The organism is Marinobacter sp. SBS5, assembly GCF_048285575.1.
Lineage (GTDB): Bacteria > Pseudomonadota > Gammaproteobacteria > Pseudomonadales > Oleiphilaceae > Marinobacter.
In genome coordinates, this window is sequence record NZ_JBLWAZ010000003.1 from 241,153 (window position 1) to 259,821 (window position 18,669).

Here is an 18,669-nt window from a genome sequence, read left to right on the forward strand (position 1 = left end):
TGAAAATCAGGCGTACAAGAACGCATTTAAGACACTCTGATGACTCTATGGAAACAGGCAGCTAGAATGACGGTCTTTAGCCGCAATTGGAGCAGCCATTTTGGCCACCAGAGCAGAGCAAAAACTGAAAACCCGACGGGCACTGATGGATGCCGCCCTAGCGCAATTGAGTGCAGACCGGGGCTTTGGCAGTTTGAGTTTGCGCGAAGTGGCTCGCGAAGCCGGCATTGCCCCCACCTCTTTTTACCGACACTTTGCTGAACTGGACGAATTGGGCCTTGCGCTGGTGGATGAGGGTGGCGTCGCCCTACGACAACTGATGCGACAAGCTCGAAAGCGCATTGTTCGGGATGGCAGCGCCATTTCGACCTCAGTTGATACCTTTATGGAATACCTGGGCAACAACGCCAACCTGTTCCGCTTGATGTTGCGGGAACGGACCGGTGTGTCCAAACCATTCCGTACGGCCGTGAAAGCCGAAATCGAGCATTTCGTGACTGAGCTAGCCGCTGACCTGCGACGCTTCGCGGAAGAGCAGAACAAGCCCATTTCAGACGCACGTGTTGTGGCCGAAGCGATGGTCACACTGGTGTTCAATCAAGGCGCAGAAGCTTTGGATGCCACACCGAAAGAGCGAGAAGAGCTCAAAGCGAAGCTGAAAATCGAATTGAGGATGATTCTGGTAGGCTCCCAGACCTTGGCCCAATGGCAACAAGGCCGGGAGTAATCAGGAGCTGGCTTAAGCCAACAGCTTCAGCACCGGCTGAAGCTTAGCCTTAACACGCTCCAGCTCTTCTTCGCCATACGGCACAGCCGCCTGCTTGCCCCAGACGGGGCCCGGCCAAGCCGGATCGCCTTCAAACCGGACAATGTGATGAAGATGCAGTTGAGGCACCATGTTGCCCAAGGCCGCCACGTTCATCTTGTCACCATCAAAGAGCTCCATCATGCCTTGGCTCAGGGCTGACGACTCCTGCAACAGCTTTACCTGCTGCTCCGGCGTAAGCTGATAGATTTCCCGAATGCCGGGCAGCGCCGGCACCAGAATAATCCACGGCCAAGTGCAGTCATTCATCAAACGAATTTCGCACAGTCCAGAGCGCCCCAGGCTGTGCGTGTCGACTTCAAGTCTTTCGTGGAGCTCAAACATACATTGCCCTTGATCAGCCCGCCGAATGGAACTGGTTTTGACCGCGGCCGATTGCGTAATAGGTCAGGCCATAGCGTTCCAACATTTCAGGTTCGTACAAGTTACGGCCATCGAACACCGCAGGCTCTTTCAACGTGCCGGCGATGGCATCGAAGTCTGGAGAGCGGAACTCTTTCCATTCTGTGCAGATGACCAACACATCCGCCCCTTTCAACGCCTGTTCTTTGGTGCCACACAAGGTAAGGCCGTCATGGTCGCCATAAATGCGCTGGGTTTCATTCATCGCTTCTGGATCAAAAGCCTGAATCTTAGCCCCGGCCCTCCACAAGCTTTCCATCAATGTTCTGGATGACGCCTCACGCATGTCGTCGGTGTTCGGCTTGAACGCCAAACCCCAGAGGGCGACTACTTTGCCTTCCAGATCTCCCTGGAAGTAGTGACTGATCTTATCGAACAGCACGTGCTTTTGCGCGTAGTTAACCGCTTCAACCGCATTCAACAGCTTGGCGTCGTAATCGCAATCACGGGCGGTGCGCGCCAGCGCTTGAACGTCTTTCGGGAAACAGGAACCACCATAGCCACAGCCGGGGTAAATGAAGTGGTAACCGATGCGCGGATCAGAACCGATCCCGCGGCGCACCGCTTCAATATCCGCACCCAAACGTTCAGCCAGGTTCGACATCTCGTTCATGAAGCTGATTTTTGTGGCCAACATCGAGTTAGCGGCATACTTGGTCAATTCCGCCGACCGGATATCCATAAAGATCATGCGATCACGATTCCGGTTAAACGGGTAATACACTTCACGAAGCATATCCGCCGCTTGCTCACTATCGGTGCCGATCACGATGCGGTCCGGCTTCATAAAGTCGTTAATGGCCGCGCCTTCTTTCAGGAATTCCGGGTTTGAAACCACGTCGAATTCGAGCTCCAGACCACGCTTGTCCAGCTGCGCGCGCACCGCAGCCTTCACCTTATCACCGGTGCCCACGGGAACCGTGGACTTATCGACCACCACTTTGTAATCGTCCATATACTGGCCGATGGATTTAGCCACCGCCAACACATACTGCAAATCGGCGGAGCCGTCTTCATCCGGTGGTGTGCCAACTGCGATGAACTGCAGGGATCCGTGTTTAACGGCTTCTTCGACATCGGTGGTAAAAGACAACCGACCAGATTCAAACGTGTGCTTGACGATCGAATCGAGGCCCGGCTCGTAAATGGGAATCTGACCATTTTTGAGCTTGTTGATTTTGCCTTCGTCGACATCCATACACAGCACGTCGTGCCCCACATCAGCCAGACAAGCGCCGGTCACGAGGCCGACATAACCTGTTCCAAAAATCGTAATTTTCATGAATTCTTTCTCGAAAACAATGAATTAAACCGTTACTTCGCAACTTTTTTTCTGAAGCCAGATCTTTTCCCAAGCCAGCGCTGTACGGACGATGATATCAAGGTCATCGTAATCAGGCTGCCACCCCAAAACCTGTTTGATTCGGGCGTTGTCCGCCATCAATGCAGCGGGGTCCCCGGCTCTACGGCCGGTTTTCTCAACCGAAAAGTCGACGCCGGACTCTTCTTTAACCACATCAATCACTTCGTTGACGGTAAACCCACGGCCATAGCCGCAGTTGAGTACCTGGGACTCGCCACCGCGAGCCATATAATCCAGCGCCATCACGTGGGCTTTCGCCAGATCTTCAACATGAATGTAGTCCCGAACACAGGTACCATCGCGGGTTTCATAGTCGGTACCGAAAACACTCATTCCCTCGCGCTGTCCGGTCACGCACTCACTTGCCACCTTAATCAAATGAGTGGCTTCGGGCGTTGCCTGCCCCAGCAGCCCGTCAGGGTTCGCACCTGCCACATTGAAATAACGCAGCACCACGTAATTGAGACTTGAGGCCGCCGCCAGATCCATAATCATACGCTCGCTCATCATTTTCGAAGCGCCGTAAGGATTAATGGGGGCCAAAGGTAGGTCTTCCGTTAACACCGTCTGCTCGGGCATTCCGTAAACAGCGGCTGTGGAAGAGAACACCATGTATGGAATATTATGGCGCTCAATAGCCTTGAGAAGATTCAGGGTATTGCGAGTATTATTGCCGTAGTACTTCAGAGGATTGCTGACGGACTCCGGCACCACGATATTCGCGGCAAAATGGAGAACGGCTTCAAAATCGTGAGCGGCAAACACCTGCTCGATGGCATCCTCATCGCCAAGATCACCTACCACCAACTCACCGGCGGTAACCGCCCAGCGATAGCCTGTCGACAGGTTGTCAAACACCACAATGTCGTGGCCTGCTTCGGCCAACTGACGAACAACGTGGCTGCCGATATAGCCGGCACCGCCGGTCACAAGTACTTTCACGTGGAATTACTCCTTCCCTGAATATTGATTGCGCTGCCGGCGGATTTCGTCCCGTCGGCGGCTGAAAAATTTGCTGATAATCTGACCGCAGTCGTCCGCCAAAACCCCACCAACGGTTTCAACTTGCCAGTTAAGAAAGGGCTCGTCTAACGTGCGCCGCGCAGACTCCACCGCGCCAGCTTTAGGCTCGTTCGCCCCATAGACGATGCGGCTAATGCGACTGTGCACGATCGCCCCGACACACATGGTACAAGGCTCGAGAGTGACGTAAAGCGTAGCGCCACTCAGTCGATAGTTCCCTGCCCGAGCTGCTGCATCGCGCAAGGCGCGCACTTCGGCGTGGGCCGTCGGGTCACACCCGGTAATAGGCGCATTATAGCCTACGCCCAACTCCAGACCATCACGAACAACAACGGCGCCCACAGGCACTTCACCTATCTCAGCAGCTTGTGCGGCCAGAGATAATGCACGAGCCATCCAGTATTCGTCATTGGCTTGGAAATCTGACATAAACAAGGTTCGTTATTTAGGGACTTAAAGAATCGAGCTAGCGAGCAATCAGGAAGTACGACAAAAATACCACCGTTCAGGATCTTAACCAACCAACAGACCTAGTTAGCGCTGCGCAGGTGGCGCAAGCATAAGAACTTACGCAGCGAAAAAGCGGCGAGAATCAACCAGCACAAAAGACAACGCATTATTTCAGTTTTTCGCCATGGACCTTTCCGCCAACTTATAACCCATCATCTCCAGCGCCGGGATTGGCTTGCTGAAATGATAACCCTGCGCTATATCGCACCCCAACTCCTGCAACAACGTAAGCTGTTCGGCCGTCTCCACGCCCTCAGCAACAACATGCAAGTTCAAACTATGAGCCATGGCTATGGTAGCCGTCACAAGGTCACGATCCTCTCTGTTGGTGGTGATACCACTAACGAAACTGCGGTCGATTTTCAGAAGATCAAAATCGTACTGCCGGAGATAGCTCAAAGATGAATACCCGGTTCCGAAGTCATCCATTGACAACTTGACACCTAAGGTGTGCAAAGTCGATAAAACCTCATCGACACAGGATTGCCCGATCATCAACACACCTTCGGTAATTTCAAATTCCAACCGATCAGGGGCGACACCGGAGGCTCTAAGCGACTCTTTCACGAAATCGACAAAGCCCTGATCTCTAAACTGTCGCGGAGAAAGGTTGACCGCCACGGTGTATTCTTGGCGCTGAGTTTGCCCCCACTCCCTCAAAAAATCCAACGCATGGGCAAGCACGTATTTCCCAATTGGCACAATCAACCCTGTGTGCTCTGCAATGGGTATAAACTCGTCAGGCGCGACCTGCCCCATCACAGGATTATGCCATCGAAGCAGAGCTTCAACGCCCACAATTCTCCGGTCATTCAGATTAATCTTCGGCTGATAATAGACCTCAAATTCGTTACGCTCTAACGCGCCAATTAATTGCGCTTCGATCTCCAGGCGGCGCAAAATCATAGCGTTCATTTGCTTTGTGAAAAACGAATAGGTGTTTCGCCCCAGCTCTTTTGACTGATACATTGCAGCGTCTGCATTCCGCAGCAAATCGGTAGCGCTTTCGCCATTGTCGGGAAAAACAGCAACACCAATACTGGTGGTTAGGTTCAACTCTCTGCCATCGATATTAAAAGGCTCTCTAAAAACGTCGAGCAACTTCTCGACAACATCAACCGCATCAAAACATTCGGTTAACGATCCCAGCAACACGATAAACTCATCACCCCCTAAACGCCCAACGGTGTCTGATTCCCGTACGGTCGAGCTCAGCCTATTAGCCGCCTCAATGAGAACTTTGTCTCCTGCGTCGTGACCTAACGAATCATTTACCTTTTTAAAGTCGTCAACATCCAGAAATACCACAGCCCCTTTTTCGCCGTTTCGATCCATCTCTTTAATCATTTGCGACAAACGATCAAGCGACAAGAAACGGTTTGGTATCGAAGTTAAGGAGTCAAAATAAGCCTGCTTTCGGATCAGTTCAGCGGTCTCATGCGCTTCTGTGATATCTCGAACGATAACCATTAATTGTTGCTGCCCGCGCAGGTGGCTAACCCTTGCTTCAAAATAAGCCTTGCCAATCGGAAGATCCAAATAATATTCGAAGCTAAGAACTCCGCCATCGACCATCGCTTTTGCTATGGAAGCGTTGAATTTAGCCGACACTTCTTCAGGCAAAAAATCGGCCATATTTTTGCCGATTATGTTCTCATGCTGAACATAAAGCTTTCGACTATCGCCAGCGTGGTAGTCAATGATATTTCCATCTTCTGACAACAAAAAAAACAAATCGGGGATAGACTCAAATACACCTTTAAGCAACTCTTCTTTCGAGACAGCCTGAGACTGCGCTTTTTTAACGTCACCCATATCCACGTCAATGCAATACATTTCATATTCACCGCGTGAATTACAAAACATGACGTGACTTGAATAGACGCTTACATCTCGGCCGCTCTTGCTGCGCAAGGTAAGTTCAGAGGCGGGTATTTCAATACCTTTATTCACCCAATTCTTATGCGACGATACAACATTTGATCGCATAGATTCGGGGATAATCAAATCTTCCAGTTTTTTACCTAACGCTTCCTCGGCGGTGTAGCCGTATATCTTTTCACTGCCTATATTCCAGTAAACAACCCTTCTCTCTTGGTCATACCCTTGAACAGAAATAGCGTCTACGGTATCAAACAGTTGACGTACAGACTCCCTTGTATCCGCGTGATGATTTTCCATATCCCACTCTTTTTCTTTGATCACCTGACAAAAATACATGAGCTCAATGTTTTTTCTGTCCCGCTTCCTTTTAGCACCCCACGGATGCAGCGGTTCGACACAAGCCTCTTCATGCAATGAATGCGAACCCTTGAGCTAAGCTTAGGAAAAACCGGAGAAATCACCAATCTTTTTCTGCGCTAATAATGAAAACAAAAAAGCCCACAACGAAGTGGGCTTTAGCAAAACTTAACTGTAGCAATCGAGCGGCATTGCCAGCGGCAAAATCATTCCCACTCAATCGTCGCAGGTGGCTTGGACGACACATCGTAGGTCACCCGTGAAATGCCACTGATTTCATTGATGATCCGGTTGGAAACGGTTTCCAACAGATCATACGGCAGATGCGCCCAACGAGCGGTCATGAAGTCGATGGTTTCAACCGCACGCAATGCCACAACCCACTCGTAGCGACGAGCATCACCTACAACACCGACAGACTTCACCGGCAGGAAGACGGCAAACGCCTGACTGGTCTTGTGATACAGGTCAGCGCGATGCAGCTCTTCCAGGAAGATGGCATCGGCATGGCGCAGAATATCGGCGTATTCTTTTTTCACTTCACCCAGAATACGAACACCCAAACCTGGCCCCGGGAACGGATGGCGGTACACCATGTCGTAGGGCAAGCCCAGCTCGAGCCCGATTCTCCGCACTTCGTCTTTAAACAGCTCACGCAGTGGCTCAACCAATTTCATCTTCATGGTTTCTGGCAAACCGCCCACGTTGTGATGGGACTTAATCACGTGCGCTTTACCCGTCTTCGACGCGGCAGATTCAATCACGTCCGGGTAGATTGTGCCCTGGGCCAGCCAGTTCACATCTTTGATCTTGGCAGCCTCTTCATCGAACACTTCAATAAAAGTGTTGCCGATCACTTTCCGCTTTTGCTCAGGATCACTAACACCCTTTAGCTTCGACAGGAACAGATCTTCTGCATCAGCGCGGATGACTTTCACACCCATGCTGCTGCCAAACATATCCATAACCTGATCGCCTTCGTTCAGACGGAGCAAACCGTTATCCACGAAAACACAGGTCAGCTGATCACCGATGGCTTTGTGCAACAGTGCCGCGGTTACCGAAGAATCCACACCACCTGACAGGCCAAGCAGTACTTTATCAGTGCCCACTTGCTCACGAATCTGGCGTACGGCGTCATCAACGATTTTAGCAGGGGTCCACAAGGCTTCACATTCACAGATATTCAGAACAAAGTGCTCAAGAATCCGCTTGCCCTGCAAGGTGTGGGTTACCTCCGGGTGGAACTGCACACCGAACAGGTTGCGCGACAAGTCCTGCATAGCGGCAATTGGAGCGCTTTCGGTCGAAGCCAGCAGCTCGAACCCTTCAGGCATGGCCACGACCTTATCGCCATGACTCATCCATACATCCAGCAAGGATTCACCCGCTGGCGTCAGGTGATCGGTAATATCGTTGAGCAAAGGCCCCTTGGCGCGCACTTTAACCTGCGCATAACCGAACTCGCGCTTCTCCGAGCTGGCTACACGGCCGCCCAGTTGCTCTGCCATGGTCTGCATGCCATAGCAAATACCCAGTACTGGAATACCTTTACCGAACAGGCTCTCAGGCGCACGTGGCCCGCCCAATTCGGTAACCGATTCAGGCCCACCGGCGAGAATGATGCCTTTGGGGTTGAAGTCGTTGAGTTCATCTTCGGTGATATCAAAGGCTTTAACTTCGCAATACACGCCAATTTCCCGCACGCGGCGAGCAATTAGTTGAGTGTACTGGGAACCGAAATCGAGAATCAGGATACGGTGATCGTGAATGTTCTGAGCCATGGAGTCCTCGGGCTGAAGAGAAACAACACAGCCCGGAAACCGGGCCGTGTCAGATCGAGCAATAATTAACCGACGCGGTAGTTTGGTGCTTCTTTGGTGATGGTCACGTCATGAACGTGGCTCTCACGCATACCCGCATTGGTAATACGGACAAATTCCGGTTTGGTACGCATTTCGTCGATGTTCGCGCTGCCGGTATACCCCATAGAGGCACGCAAGCCACCAATCAACTGATGAATAATGTTGCGCATCGGGCCTTTGCAGGCAACGCGGCCTTCAATTCCTTCTGGTACCAACTTCTCAATACCTTTACTGGCATCCTGGAAATAACGATCGCTGGAGCCCTGCCCCATGGCACCAAGGGAGCCCATGCCGCGGTACGCTTTGTAGCTACGACCCTGGAACAATTCAATCTCGCCCGGAGCTTCATCAGTACCCGCCAACAGGCTACCGATCATGACGCAGTTAGCGCCCGCTGCAACCGCTTTGGCAATATCGCCAGAGAAACGGACGCCGCCGTCAGCGATTACAGGTACACCACGGTCCTTCAGAGCCTCAGCAACGTTCGATACAGCTGAAATTTGAGGTACACCGATGCCGGCCACAATACGTGTTGTACAGATCGAACCGGGGCCAATACCTACTTTGACCGCGTCTGCGCCGGCGTCGGCCAACGCAAGGGCTGCGTCTGAAGTCGCGATGTTACCGCCAATCACCTGCACCTGCGGATAACTTTCCTTAACCCAACGAACACGCTCAATCACGCCCTTGGAATGGCCGTGTGCGGTATCCACTACGATCACATCAACGCCGGCTTCGACCAATGCTTGAACACGTGCCTCCGTGTCACCACCGGTACCCACAGCAGCACCTACCCGCAAACGACCTTGATCGTCTTTACAGGCCATCGGGTAATCTTTGGCTTTCTGGATATCTTTAACAGTAATCAGACCGCGCAGCTCGAAACTGTCGTTAACAACCAGAATTTTCTCGATACGGTGCTTGTGAAGCAGCTCTTTAACCTCATCGAGGTTGGCGCCTTCTTTGACCGTCACCAAATTTTCTTTTCCGGTCATAATATCTCGAACCGGGGTTTCCATCCGGCTTTCAAAACGGATATCACGACCCGTAACGATACCTACCAATTCGTCGCCATCAACAACCGGCAATCCGGAAATGTTGTTAGCCATGGTGATATCAACCAACTCGCGAACGGTGGTATCCGGCGTCACAGTAATGGGATCTTTAACCACACCACTTTCGTGCTTTTTAACTCTGCGCACTTCAGCGGCCTGCTGCTCCACCGTCATATTCTTGTGCATGATACCGATACCGCCTTCCTGGGCCATCGCGACCGCCAGCTCGGCGTCGGTGACCGTATCCATAGCGGCAGATATCAACGGAATATTCAGAGTGATTCCCTTGGTCAACTGAGTTTTCAGGTCAACCTGGTGTGGAAGCACTTCGGAATATCCGGGCACAAGCAGAACGTCGTCAAACGTGAGGGCTTCTTCGGCAATACGCAGCATTTGGGTCCGCCTTTTGATCATGCTAAGTTGGGAGTTCCTAAGCCACACCCATCGCGGTGTAACAGAGTAAAATCCTTAATCGATCTATTATAAAGTGGTGATAGAACACAGTAAACCACGGGGTTCTTACCATCAGGTTGCATCTTTCTGAATTTACGTTATTTTTACCCGTCACCTTCTCGGCTATTGCGTATAAAATCCACGGAGCCCGACTTTGACCCTCGCTTATCCGGACACCCGACCACACGCTCTGAGCGTTAGCGAACTCAACCGCCAAGTTCGCCGCCTGCTGGAAACCAGCTTTATGCAGGCATGGGTGGAAGGTGAAATCTCGGGACTATCCAGACCGTCATCAGGACACTGGTATTTCTCACTGAAAGATCAAAATTGCCAGATCCGGTGCGCCATGTTTCGAGGTGCCAACCAACGCATTCGCACCCTACCCCGAGAAGGCGATCAGATACGCATTCGGGGCAAGGTCACCCTGTACGAGAACCGCGGCGACTTTCAGATCATTGTTGAGCACCTGGAACCCGCAGGCCTCGGTGCTCTGCAGCAAGCGTTCGAAGCACTTAAAGCGAAGCTTCAGGCCGAAGGCTTGTTCGAGCCAACGCGCAAAAAGACGCTTCCTGCCACTCCCAGACACATTGGCGTAGTCACCTCGCCCACCGGCGCTGCGATTCACGACATCCTGACCGTGCTCGCCCGGCGTTGCCCCGCGATTCCTGTCACTCTTTACCCGACCGCCGTTCAGGGCAAGGCAGCCACAAGCGAAATCGTGAACGCCATTGCGCGAGCGCAACAGCACAACGTGGCAGATGTTTTGATCATCGGTCGGGGCGGCGGCTCTCTGGAGGACTTGTGGTGTTTCAATGAGGAGGCGGTCGCCCGAGCGATTGCTAACTGCCCGATTCCTACCGTCAGCGCCGTTGGTCACGAAGTGGATGTCACCATCGCAGACTTCGTTGCAGACTTGCGCGCTCCCACCCCTTCAGCGGCCGCGGAGAAGATTTCTCCAGACCAGCAAGACTGGCTTCGCCGCTTGAACGACCAGCAGGTTCGCCTCGGGCACTCAGCCCAACGCCTATTCAAGCGACTGGAAAATCAGCTTGGACATCTCAGCGCGCGACTTCGAGACCCGCGCCGGGAATTACAGGATAAAGCGCAACGCATGGACGAACTCGACATGCGCCTGAACAAAGCCATGCGACAAAAGCTGGAACAACAGTCACTTGCGACCAGCCACTTTGCCCTGAGACTGGAAACCCAGTCTCCCCGAAAACTGATCACCAGCACCTCAGAACAATTAGCAAGACTGAATGAGCGTATGCAAGCCGCCATTCAACACAACCTCAGAAAGCAGCAGGACAAGCTTCAACTTCAGGCGCAGACCCTCAATGTTGTTAGCCCCCTCGCCACGCTCGGCCGCGGCTACGCGATCGTTAAAAATGAGGCAGGCGACATAGTGCGAGACGCCAGTCAGCTATCAAAAGGCCAAACCATTCAAGCACAGCTTGGCCAAGGGCATATTTCCGCGACCGTTATTGATGTAGAACCACAGTAAATCAATCCCTCAACCCCCACTCACTACGCCTATTGTCTACTAGCTCAGCTCTCTAAAACTCCTACAGTTGACGGAACCAAACACAAAATAAAAACCACTCAACTGAGGTGGAGCATATGAGCTACAACTCCGCATTTCGCCGTTCTATTGATCAGCGTGATGAATTCTGGCGCGAACAAGCGCAGAGCATTGACTGGAGTTCGGCGCCCAACACCATCTGGCAGCCACTCGAAAACGGTCACGGTGAATGGTTCCCTGACGGCACCCTGAATACCAGCGACGTTGCACTGGACGCCAATATAAGGGCCGGCCGCGGCGATCAGGCGGCTCTTATTTACGACTCACCAGTCACCAACACCCAACAAACGTTCACTTACAACCAACTAAGAGACGAAGTCGCTCTGTTTGCGGGCGCACTTCAAAATCAAGGCATACAAAAAGGCGATCGGGTTATTATTTATATGCCTATGATCCCGCAAGCCGCCATTGCCATGCTGGCTTGCGCTCGCCTTGGTGCCGTCCATTCAGTGGTATTTGGTGGCTTCGCCGCCCACGAACTGGCCGTGCGAATCGATGACGCCACGCCCAAAGCGCTGATCACCGCCTCTTGCGGGATCGAAATCAACACGGTTATCGAATACAAACCACTGGTCGACAAAGCCATCGAACAATCGGGCCACAAACCGCACGTTTGCGTGGTTTACCAACGCCCTCAAGCAAAAGCGTCCATGCAGGCCGACCGCGACCGGGACTGGAACGATCTCTGCGCAAACGCCAAACCCGCAGACCCCGTACCTGTCAAGGCAACCGATCCGCTTTACATCCTTTACACCTCCGGCACCACTGGCAAGCCCAAAGGGGTGGTCAGAGACAATGGCGGCCACGCCGTTGCACTCAAGTACAGCATGGGGCTGGTTTATAACGCGAAACCCGGCGACGTTTACTGGGCAGCCTCGGATGTCGGTTGGGTGGTTGGCCACAGCTACATTGTTTACGGCCCGCTGTTCGCCGGCTGCACCACCGTGCTGTATGAAGGCAAACCCATCAAAACTCCCGACGCTGGTGCCTTCTGGCGTGTAATTCAAGACCATAAGGTCGACATCCTGTTCACAGCCCCCACCGCTTTCCGCGCCATTCGCAAGGAAGACCCTGAGGCCACTCAACTCAGCCGTTACGATATCTCTTCGCTAAAGCGAATTTATCTGGCCGGTGAACGCTTGGACCCACCCACCTATGAATGGCTGAAGGAGAACACCAACCTTCCGATTCTTGACCACTGGTGGCAGACGGAAACCGGCTGGGCCATTTGTTGTAACCCAGCCGGAATCGAGATGATGACAACCAAACCCGGCTCTTCCACGGTACCGTCACCGGGGTTTGATGTGCAGGTCGTGAATATGGACGGCTCACCCGTTCCAACTGGCGAACAAGGTCAGATCGCCGTCAAGCTGCCGTTACCACCCGGTTGCCTGATGACGGTCTGGGGCGACGACGAGCGCTTTCTGAGTAGTTATCTGCGACCGATACCAGGCTTCTATAGCTCGGGAGATGGCGGATACGTCGATGACGACGGCTACGTATTCATCATGGGCAGAACCGATGACGTCATTAACGTGGCCGGCCACCGACTTTCGACCGGCGAAATGGAAGAAGTGGTCGCCTCTCACCCCGCTATCGCGGAATGTTGCGTTGTGGGAGCGCACGACGATCTGAAAGGTCAGCTACCTATTGGATTGGTCCTCATCAAGGATGGCGCAACCATCGACCCGGACGAACTTGAAGAAGAGCTGATCGAGATGGTGCGGGAAAAAATCGGCGCTATTGCCTGTTTCCGGCGGGCAATCGTGGTTGAGCGCCTACCAAAAACTCGGTCCGGCAAGATTCTTCGACGCATAATCCGTCAGATCGCCGATCACGAAGAGTACAGCGTTCCAAGCACCATCGACGACCCGGCCATTCTCGAAGAAATCAGCGAAGCACTCGGGCGCTGACCTGCAAGCACGCCTTTACAACAATGATTTCGGGCCGCCTCGTTCCGGGGCTGGCCCTCACTCGCCTTCAAATTACAAGCGACTGTTTTTTCTGTAAAAAAAATGAAAAAACGGGAGCATAAAAAAATTGACGAGCCGCGAAGGCGGTCTATACTGAAATTGCTGTGTGATTCTGCAGCGGTATTTGGCGAATGTGCTCCAACGTCCTGCCCCGGCTTTTCGTTGCCCCTTTCATCAGAACGCCCCGAATTATTCAGCAAGCATGGTCCCGTGAGGGCAAACCTTTTAGTAAGTACAGGAAAGATCAATGTCTGATACAAAAACTGGCCAGGTCAAATGGTTTAACGAAGCTAAAGGCTTTGGCTTTATTGAGCAGGAAGGCGGCAGTGACGTTTTCGTTCACTACAGTGCAATCAACTCAGGTGGCTTCCGCACTCTGGCTGAAGGCCAGCAGGTGCAGTTCACCGTTACTCAGGGCCCGAAAGGCCCGCAGGCAGAGAACGTAACGCCGCTATAAAGGGCTTATGTTGATTGCCTGATGCCCCTCACGGGCAGACGGAACAAAACAGCCGGCATTCGTGCCGGCTGTTTTGGTTTCGATTCAAGCTAACGGGAATAACACTAAGCTGAAACAGGCTCCGAGCTTCCAGCCACATCCGGCATCTGCACCCCAACTTCCTGTGCAACGGCCGAGAACAAGGCCTGCAAGGTAGCCGACGTCGTATCTTCCGCCAACGCAGCAGCACTGCAGATCTTACCGTTAGCATTCAGCCGAATACACGCCAAAGCATTAGCCTTGGTCCCCTCTCCCAAAGCGAATTCATCGTAGGCTTCTACTGCAATGGTGACGCCGAAACGGCGGGTCAGCGCATCCGACACAGCCTCAACAGCACCTAAACCGCGACCTTCCAAGGTGACGGGTGTTTCATCCGGCCCCACCACAACGTCAGCTCTGACACCTTCGTCATCACGGTGCAAGTTATAGGATCGCAATGCCCAATCCCGTGCCACCTTCAGGTACCGCTCTTCAAAGAGATGGTGAATGGTGTGTGAGTCGATCTCACCACCGTTGGTTTCGGCTTCCGATTGCACCACCTTACTGAACTCGATCTGCAGCCAACGAGGCAGGCTGATGTCGTAATCCCGTTCGAGCACGTACGCTACGCCACCCTTGCCAGATTGGCTGTTAATTCGCACCACTTCTTCATAGCGTCGACCAAGATCCGAGGGATCGATCGGCAAGTAGGCAACATTCCAAACATCCCCATCCTTTCGACGTGCCAGACACTTGCGGATCGCGTCCTGGTGGCTACCGGAAAACGCGGTAAAGACCAACTCCCCGGCATACGGATGACGAGGATGAGTCGAGATCTCTGTGCAGGCTTCCACCACCTCGGTGATTTCAGCCATGCCGGATAAATCCAATTCAGGATCAACACCTTGAGAGTACAAGTTCATGGCCATTGTGACCAAATCCATATTGCCCGTGCGCTCACCGTTACCCATCAAGGTGCCTTCAACTCGATCAGCTCCGGCCATGACAGCCAATTCGGCCGCCGCCACACCACACCCGCGATCGTTATGGGTGTGAACGCTGATACTCAAAGAATCCCGGTATTGGATCTTTTCACAAATCCATTCCACCTGATCCGCAAAAACGTTCGGCGTCGACATTTCCACGGTTGCAGGCAAATTAATAATCACAGGCTGACCCTGATCTGGCCGCCAAACACCCGTGACGGCATCAATAACATCCGCTGCGAAGTCCAATTCGGTACCGGTGAAGCTCTCTGGGGAATACTGGAACGTCCACTCAGTGTCCGGATAACGGCTCGCAATATCTTTCACCAGAGTTGCACCATTCCGGGCAATATCGCAAATACCCTCACGATCAAGCCCGAAGACTTGCTCACGCTGCACCGTAGAGGTCGAGTTGTAGACATGCACAATCGCTTTCTTTGCACCATCAAGCGCCTCGTAGGTACGCTCAATTAATTCAGCACGGGCCTGCGTAAGTACCTGGATGGTGACATCGTCCGGAATACGATTCTCTTCAATAAGCTTCCGGCAAAAATCGAAATCCGGCTGACTAGCGGCAGGGAAGCCAATTTCAATTTCCTTGAACCCCAGCTTCACCAACAAATCAAACAATCGCTGTTTTTGCGCTACAGACATCGGCTTGATCAGTGACTGGTTGCCATCCCGGAGATCTACTGCACACCATGTTGGCGCCGTTTCAATCACCCGATCCGGCCAGCGTCGATCTTTCTTGGCAACGGGCTTGAAGGGTGCGTATTTCCGATGATCAAAAGCCATGTCTGATAATTCCTTTCACTGATCGAAGAGATAACGCCAGTTTAACCGGTTTAATGCGCCATACGATTGCGAACTTTAGCTCAAACCGCTACCTTTAGGGCAAACTATTGCCAACTCAAGACAATTGGTGAAATATTGTGCTCAACAATGACAAAGCGTTAGTTAAAATAGACAAAACTGACCGGAAAATTCTGGAACAATTGCAGAGAGATGGCTCGCTGACCAATCAGCAGCTCGCCGAAAAGGTCGGCTTATCGCCCTCACCCTGCCTGCGGCGAGTACGGTCTCTGGAAGAAGCGGGCATTATTGTCAGAACCGCCACGATTCTTGACCACAAGAAACTGGGGTTAGCCCTGACAGCGGTGATACTGATCGGCATGGATCGTCACACCCCGGAGCGATTCGCGGATTTCGAAGAACAGATTGCGAACTACCCCGAAGTGCAGGAGTGCTACCTGATTACCGGACAAAGCGCAGATTACATGCTGAAGGTTGTGGTGCCGGATATGGACCATTACCACCAGTTCTTGCTAAACCGCATCACCCGCATTCCCGGGGTCAGCGGTGTTCACTCAAGCTTTGTTTTACGAAGAGTCATCGACAGCACCGCCCTACCCCTGGGTTACTTATCCTGACGAATCAACTCCATCAAGTAGGCTCGCGCCATACATTTAAGCTCGGTTACCAGCAATGCTCCCTGAGACTCCGGCAAGGTAGCTGCCAGTCTGAGAATTGAGCCAGCGGACCGAGGCAACAACAGGCTTGCAGTCCAACGCCGCTCTTCAGGTATGCTTGGACATTCCTGCTTGAGACGTGCGTCAAAATCCCGGGCGTTGCTGTAGAGTTCGCGCAAATCCAAGTCTCGCAATTCCGGCATTGATTCGACGCCACTCCAGATTGCCGTATAAGCTGGTTCTGTCCGATAAAATTCGTAAAACAAGTCGATCAACACATCAACCGCTTCGGACAAACTGACTTCCAGCAATCGTTCCCGCAACGCGCTTTCCATTTTCTCGACATGCCCCTCGGCGAGGGCGTGAACAATGGCTGCTTTGTTCGGAAAATAGCGATATAGCGAAGCCAAAGACATGCCAGACTGCCGGGCGATGGCCGACATGCTGGTACCATCCACGCCGTTCTCGTGAAAGATCTCGGCCGCATGGCGGAGAATACTATCGACACGCTCCCGACTGCGCGCCTGCACCGGTTTACGGCGCGGTGTTACATTTATAGATTCGTCTGTCATCATCTGTACCTTATGGGGCAGGCTCCGTACAATAACGCTCACTTTAAGACAATGAAAGGCAGTTTCGGGCCAGTACCACTGCCAAATAGTCCAATCCCCACTTTTCAATGAAGCGGAAGACACGATGCGAGCTAGCCGTTATCTGATTGCCACTCAAAAAGAGACCCCTGCTGACGCGGAAATTATCAGCCATCAGCTGATGTTACGCGCAGGTATGATCCGTAAATTGGCCGCTGGCCTATACTCCTGGCTGCCACTGGGTTTGCGAACTTTGCGTAAAGTAGAACGAATTGTACGTGAAGAAATGGACAAAAGTGGAGCCCAGGAAGTCCTGATGCCCGCAGTCCAACCGGCTGAGCTGTGGCAAGAGTCCGGCCGCTGGGAACAATACGGCGGCGAATTGCTGCGCCTCCACGACCGACACGGCCGTGATTTTTGCGTTGGCCCTACTCACGAAGAAGTCATTACCGATCTGGTTCGCAATGAGCTGAAAAGCTACAAAGAATTGCCTGCCAACTTCTATCAGATTCAAACCAAGTTCCGCGACGAGCGCCGCCCGCGCTTTGGCGTGATGCGTGCCCGCGAATTCATCATGAAGGACGCTTACTCCTTCCACATTAATGCAGCATCGCTCGACGACACCTACCAGCTCATGCATCGGACCTACTGCAATATCTTTGACCGTTTGGGGCTGGATTATCGCCCGGTGCAGGCGGACTCAGGCTCCATCGGCGGCAGCAGCTCTCACGAATTCCATGTACTTGCTTCCTCCGGTGAAGATGCCATCGTCTTCAGCACCGGCGGTGACTACGCCGCCAACATCGAGAAAGCAGAAGCGGTGGCCCCGGCTGGTGATCGTCCTGCGGCCACCGAAGACATGAAAGAAGTGCACACGCCGGATCAGAAGACGATTGATGCCGTCTCTGAATTTTTGGGCCTGCCGGCTGAGCGCAGCGTAAAAACGCTGATCGTGAAAGCCGAAGCTGACGAGAATGGCGAGTCCGGTCTGGTTGCTCTCATTCTGCGTGGCGACCACACCCTAAACGAAATCAAAGCCGAAAACCTGCAAGGCGTGGCCGAACCACTGACCATGGCAACCGACGAAGAGATCGAGAAGGCCATTGGCTGCAAAGCCGGTTCCATTGGCCCAGTCAACTTGCCGATCCCGACCATCGTTGATCGCAGTGCGGCTCATCTGGCTGACTTCGTGTGCGGCGCGAACAAAGACGACTACCACCTGACCGGCGTCAACTGGGAGCGCGATGTTGCGGTTGGCCGCGTTGAAGATCTCCGGAACGTTGTTGAAGGCGACCCAAGCCCGGACGGCAACGGCACGCTGGAGATTCGTCGCGGCATCGAAGTTGGGCACATCTTCAAGCTGGGCAACAAATACAGCTCGGCCCTGAACGCCACGGTACTGGACGAAAACGGCAAATCGGTTGTCATGGAAATGGGCTGCTACGGCATTGGCGTTTCCCGCATCGTGGCCTCATCCATTGAGCAAAACCATGACGACAAAGGCATCATCTGGCCCGACGCGATTGCGCCGTTCCAGGTTGCGATTGTGCTGCTGAACGGGCACAAAGCGCCGGCTGTTGCCGAAGCCGGTGAAAAACTTTACAACGAACTTCGCGAAGCGGGCTATGACGTTCTGCTGGATGATCGCAACATGCGCCCGGGTGTAAAGTTCGCGGATATGGAGCTGATGGGTATCCCGCACCGCTTCGTTATCTCCGAGCGCGGGCTGAATGCCGGCACTCTGGAGTACAAGGGTCGCCGCGATGAAGATAAACAGGATATTGCGGTAGAAAACGCACTGCCTGTGCTGATGAAGGCCTCGCCAAAAGCCGGCCTGTAAGAAGCAAACGGTTCCG

15 protein-coding genes are annotated in these 18,669 nt (G+C 53.0%); 6 read left to right on the forward strand and 9 right to left on the reverse strand.

Going from position 1 to position 18,669, the window contains the following annotated elements; genetic code table 11:
* Nucleotides 1-100 precede the first annotated feature (100 nt).
* Nucleotides 101-727, forward strand: a complete 627-nt coding sequence (gene fabR, locus ACNQ6O_RS08190; RefSeq protein ID WP_418052745.1) for an HTH-type transcriptional repressor FabR — start codon at nucleotides 101-103, stop codon at nucleotides 725-727.
* Nucleotides 728-739: 12 nt separating this feature from the next.
* Here fabR and ACNQ6O_RS08195 read toward each other — a convergent pair whose 3' ends face one another.
* The 7 genes from ACNQ6O_RS08195 to guaB form a co-directional block, all read right to left on the reverse strand.
* The gene (locus ACNQ6O_RS08195) at nucleotides 740-1,150 is read right to left on the reverse strand and encodes an HIT domain-containing protein (protein WP_418052746.1); all 411 of its coding nucleotides are present in this window, start codon (nucleotides 1,148-1,150) and stop codon (nucleotides 740-742) included.
* Nucleotides 1,151-1,163: 13 nt separating this feature from the next.
* Nucleotides 1,164-2,510, reverse strand: coding sequence for a UDP-glucose dehydrogenase family protein (locus ACNQ6O_RS08200; protein WP_418052747.1), 1,347 nt, complete (start codon nucleotides 2,508-2,510; stop codon nucleotides 1,164-1,166).
* A gap of 24 nt (nucleotides 2,511-2,534) precedes the next feature.
* Nucleotides 2,535-3,533 carry a UDP-glucose 4-epimerase GalE gene (galE, locus tag ACNQ6O_RS08205; RefSeq protein WP_418052748.1) on the reverse strand — a complete coding sequence of 333 codons (999 nt, stop codon included), beginning with the start codon at nucleotides 3,531-3,533 and terminating at the stop codon, nucleotides 2,535-2,537.
* A 6-nt stretch (nucleotides 3,534-3,539) separates the two neighbouring features.
* The gene (gene tadA, locus ACNQ6O_RS08210; RefSeq protein ID WP_418052749.1) at nucleotides 3,540-4,043 is read right to left on the reverse strand and encodes a tRNA adenosine(34) deaminase TadA; all 504 of its coding nucleotides are present in this window, start codon (nucleotides 4,041-4,043) and stop codon (nucleotides 3,540-3,542) included.
* 192 nt (nucleotides 4,044-4,235) lie between these two features.
* A complete protein-coding gene (locus ACNQ6O_RS08215) occupies nucleotides 4,236-6,422 on the reverse strand; it encodes an EAL domain-containing protein (RefSeq protein ID WP_418052750.1) in 2,187 nt (728 codons plus the stop codon).
* Nucleotides 6,423-6,571: 149 nt separating this feature from the next.
* A complete protein-coding gene (gene guaA / locus ACNQ6O_RS08220; protein WP_418052751.1) occupies nucleotides 6,572-8,149 on the reverse strand; it encodes a glutamine-hydrolyzing GMP synthase in 1,578 nt (525 codons plus the stop codon).
* A 65-nt stretch (nucleotides 8,150-8,214) separates the two neighbouring features.
* On the reverse strand, nucleotides 8,215-9,678 hold the full coding sequence (gene guaB / locus ACNQ6O_RS08225; protein ID WP_418052752.1) for an IMP dehydrogenase: 1,464 nt from the start codon (nucleotides 9,676-9,678) through the stop codon (nucleotides 8,215-8,217).
* A gap of 214 nt (nucleotides 9,679-9,892) precedes the next feature.
* Between guaB and xseA the strand changes: the two genes are divergently transcribed.
* From xseA to ACNQ6O_RS08240, 3 genes are all read left to right on the forward strand, one after another.
* Complete coding sequence (xseA, locus tag ACNQ6O_RS08230) at nucleotides 9,893-11,242, forward strand: exodeoxyribonuclease VII large subunit (protein WP_418052753.1); 1,350 nt, start codon at nucleotides 9,893-9,895, stop codon at nucleotides 11,240-11,242.
* Between the two features lie 116 nt (nucleotides 11,243-11,358).
* Nucleotides 11,359-13,233: a propionyl-CoA synthetase gene (locus ACNQ6O_RS08235; RefSeq protein ID WP_418052754.1), complete on the forward strand. Its 1,875-nt coding sequence runs from the start codon at nucleotides 11,359-11,361 to the stop codon at nucleotides 13,231-13,233.
* A gap of 307 nt (nucleotides 13,234-13,540) precedes the next feature.
* Nucleotides 13,541-13,750: a cold-shock protein gene (locus tag ACNQ6O_RS08240; RefSeq protein WP_114333539.1), complete on the forward strand. Its 210-nt coding sequence runs from the start codon at nucleotides 13,541-13,543 to the stop codon at nucleotides 13,748-13,750.
* Nucleotides 13,751-13,854: 104 nt separating this feature from the next.
* Here the strand turns inward: ACNQ6O_RS08240 and leuA are convergent, their stop codons facing one another.
* The gene (gene leuA, locus ACNQ6O_RS08245) at nucleotides 13,855-15,549 is read right to left on the reverse strand and encodes a 2-isopropylmalate synthase (protein ID WP_418052755.1); all 1,695 of its coding nucleotides are present in this window, start codon (nucleotides 15,547-15,549) and stop codon (nucleotides 13,855-13,857) included.
* 137 nt (nucleotides 15,550-15,686) lie between these two features.
* Here leuA and ACNQ6O_RS08250 point away from each other — a divergent pair, with 137 nt between their 5' ends.
* On the forward strand, nucleotides 15,687-16,184 hold the full coding sequence (locus tag ACNQ6O_RS08250) for an Lrp/AsnC family transcriptional regulator (protein WP_418052756.1): 498 nt from the start codon (nucleotides 15,687-15,689) through the stop codon (nucleotides 16,182-16,184).
* Here ACNQ6O_RS08250 and ACNQ6O_RS08255 read toward each other — a convergent pair.
* On the reverse strand, nucleotides 16,172-16,795 hold the full coding sequence (locus ACNQ6O_RS08255) for a TetR/AcrR family transcriptional regulator (RefSeq protein ID WP_418052757.1): 624 nt from the start codon (nucleotides 16,793-16,795) through the stop codon (nucleotides 16,172-16,174). The genes ACNQ6O_RS08250 and ACNQ6O_RS08255 overlap by 13 nt on opposite strands.
* Before the next feature lie 124 nt (nucleotides 16,796-16,919).
* Between ACNQ6O_RS08255 and ACNQ6O_RS08260 the strand changes: the two genes are divergently transcribed.
* A complete protein-coding gene (locus tag ACNQ6O_RS08260) occupies nucleotides 16,920-18,653 on the forward strand; it encodes a proline--tRNA ligase (protein WP_418052758.1) in 1,734 nt (577 codons plus the stop codon).
* Nucleotides 18,654-18,669 lie beyond the last annotated feature (16 nt).

Coding starts and splice junctions, on each gene's coding strand:
- ACNQ6O_RS08195 (WP_418052746.1), bottom strand. CDS start 1,150: ATGTTTGAGCTCCACGAAAGACTTGAAGTCGACACGCACAGCCTGGGG.
- guaA (WP_418052751.1), bottom strand. CDS start 8,149: ATGGCTCAGAACATTCACGATCACCGTATCCTGATTCTCGATTTCGGT.
- ACNQ6O_RS08255 (WP_418052757.1), bottom strand. CDS start 16,795: ATGACAGACGAATCTATAAATGTAACACCGCGCCGTAAACCGGTGCAG.
- ACNQ6O_RS08235 (WP_418052754.1), top strand. CDS start 11,359: ATGAGCTACAACTCCGCATTTCGCCGTTCTATTGATCAGCGTGATGAA.
- guaB (WP_418052752.1), bottom strand. CDS start 9,678: ATGCTGCGTATTGCCGAAGAAGCCCTCACGTTTGACGACGTTCTGCTT.
- leuA (WP_418052755.1), bottom strand. CDS start 15,549: ATGGCTTTTGATCATCGGAAATACGCACCCTTCAAGCCCGTTGCCAAG.
- tadA (WP_418052749.1), bottom strand. CDS start 4,043: ATGTCAGATTTCCAAGCCAATGACGAATACTGGATGGCTCGTGCATTA.
- ACNQ6O_RS08260 (WP_418052758.1), top strand. CDS start 16,920: ATGCGAGCTAGCCGTTATCTGATTGCCACTCAAAAAGAGACCCCTGCT.
- ACNQ6O_RS08200 (WP_418052747.1), bottom strand. CDS start 2,510: ATGAAAATTACGATTTTTGGAACAGGTTATGTCGGCCTCGTGACCGGC.
- ACNQ6O_RS08240 (WP_114333539.1), top strand. CDS start 13,541: ATGTCTGATACAAAAACTGGCCAGGTCAAATGGTTTAACGAAGCTAAA.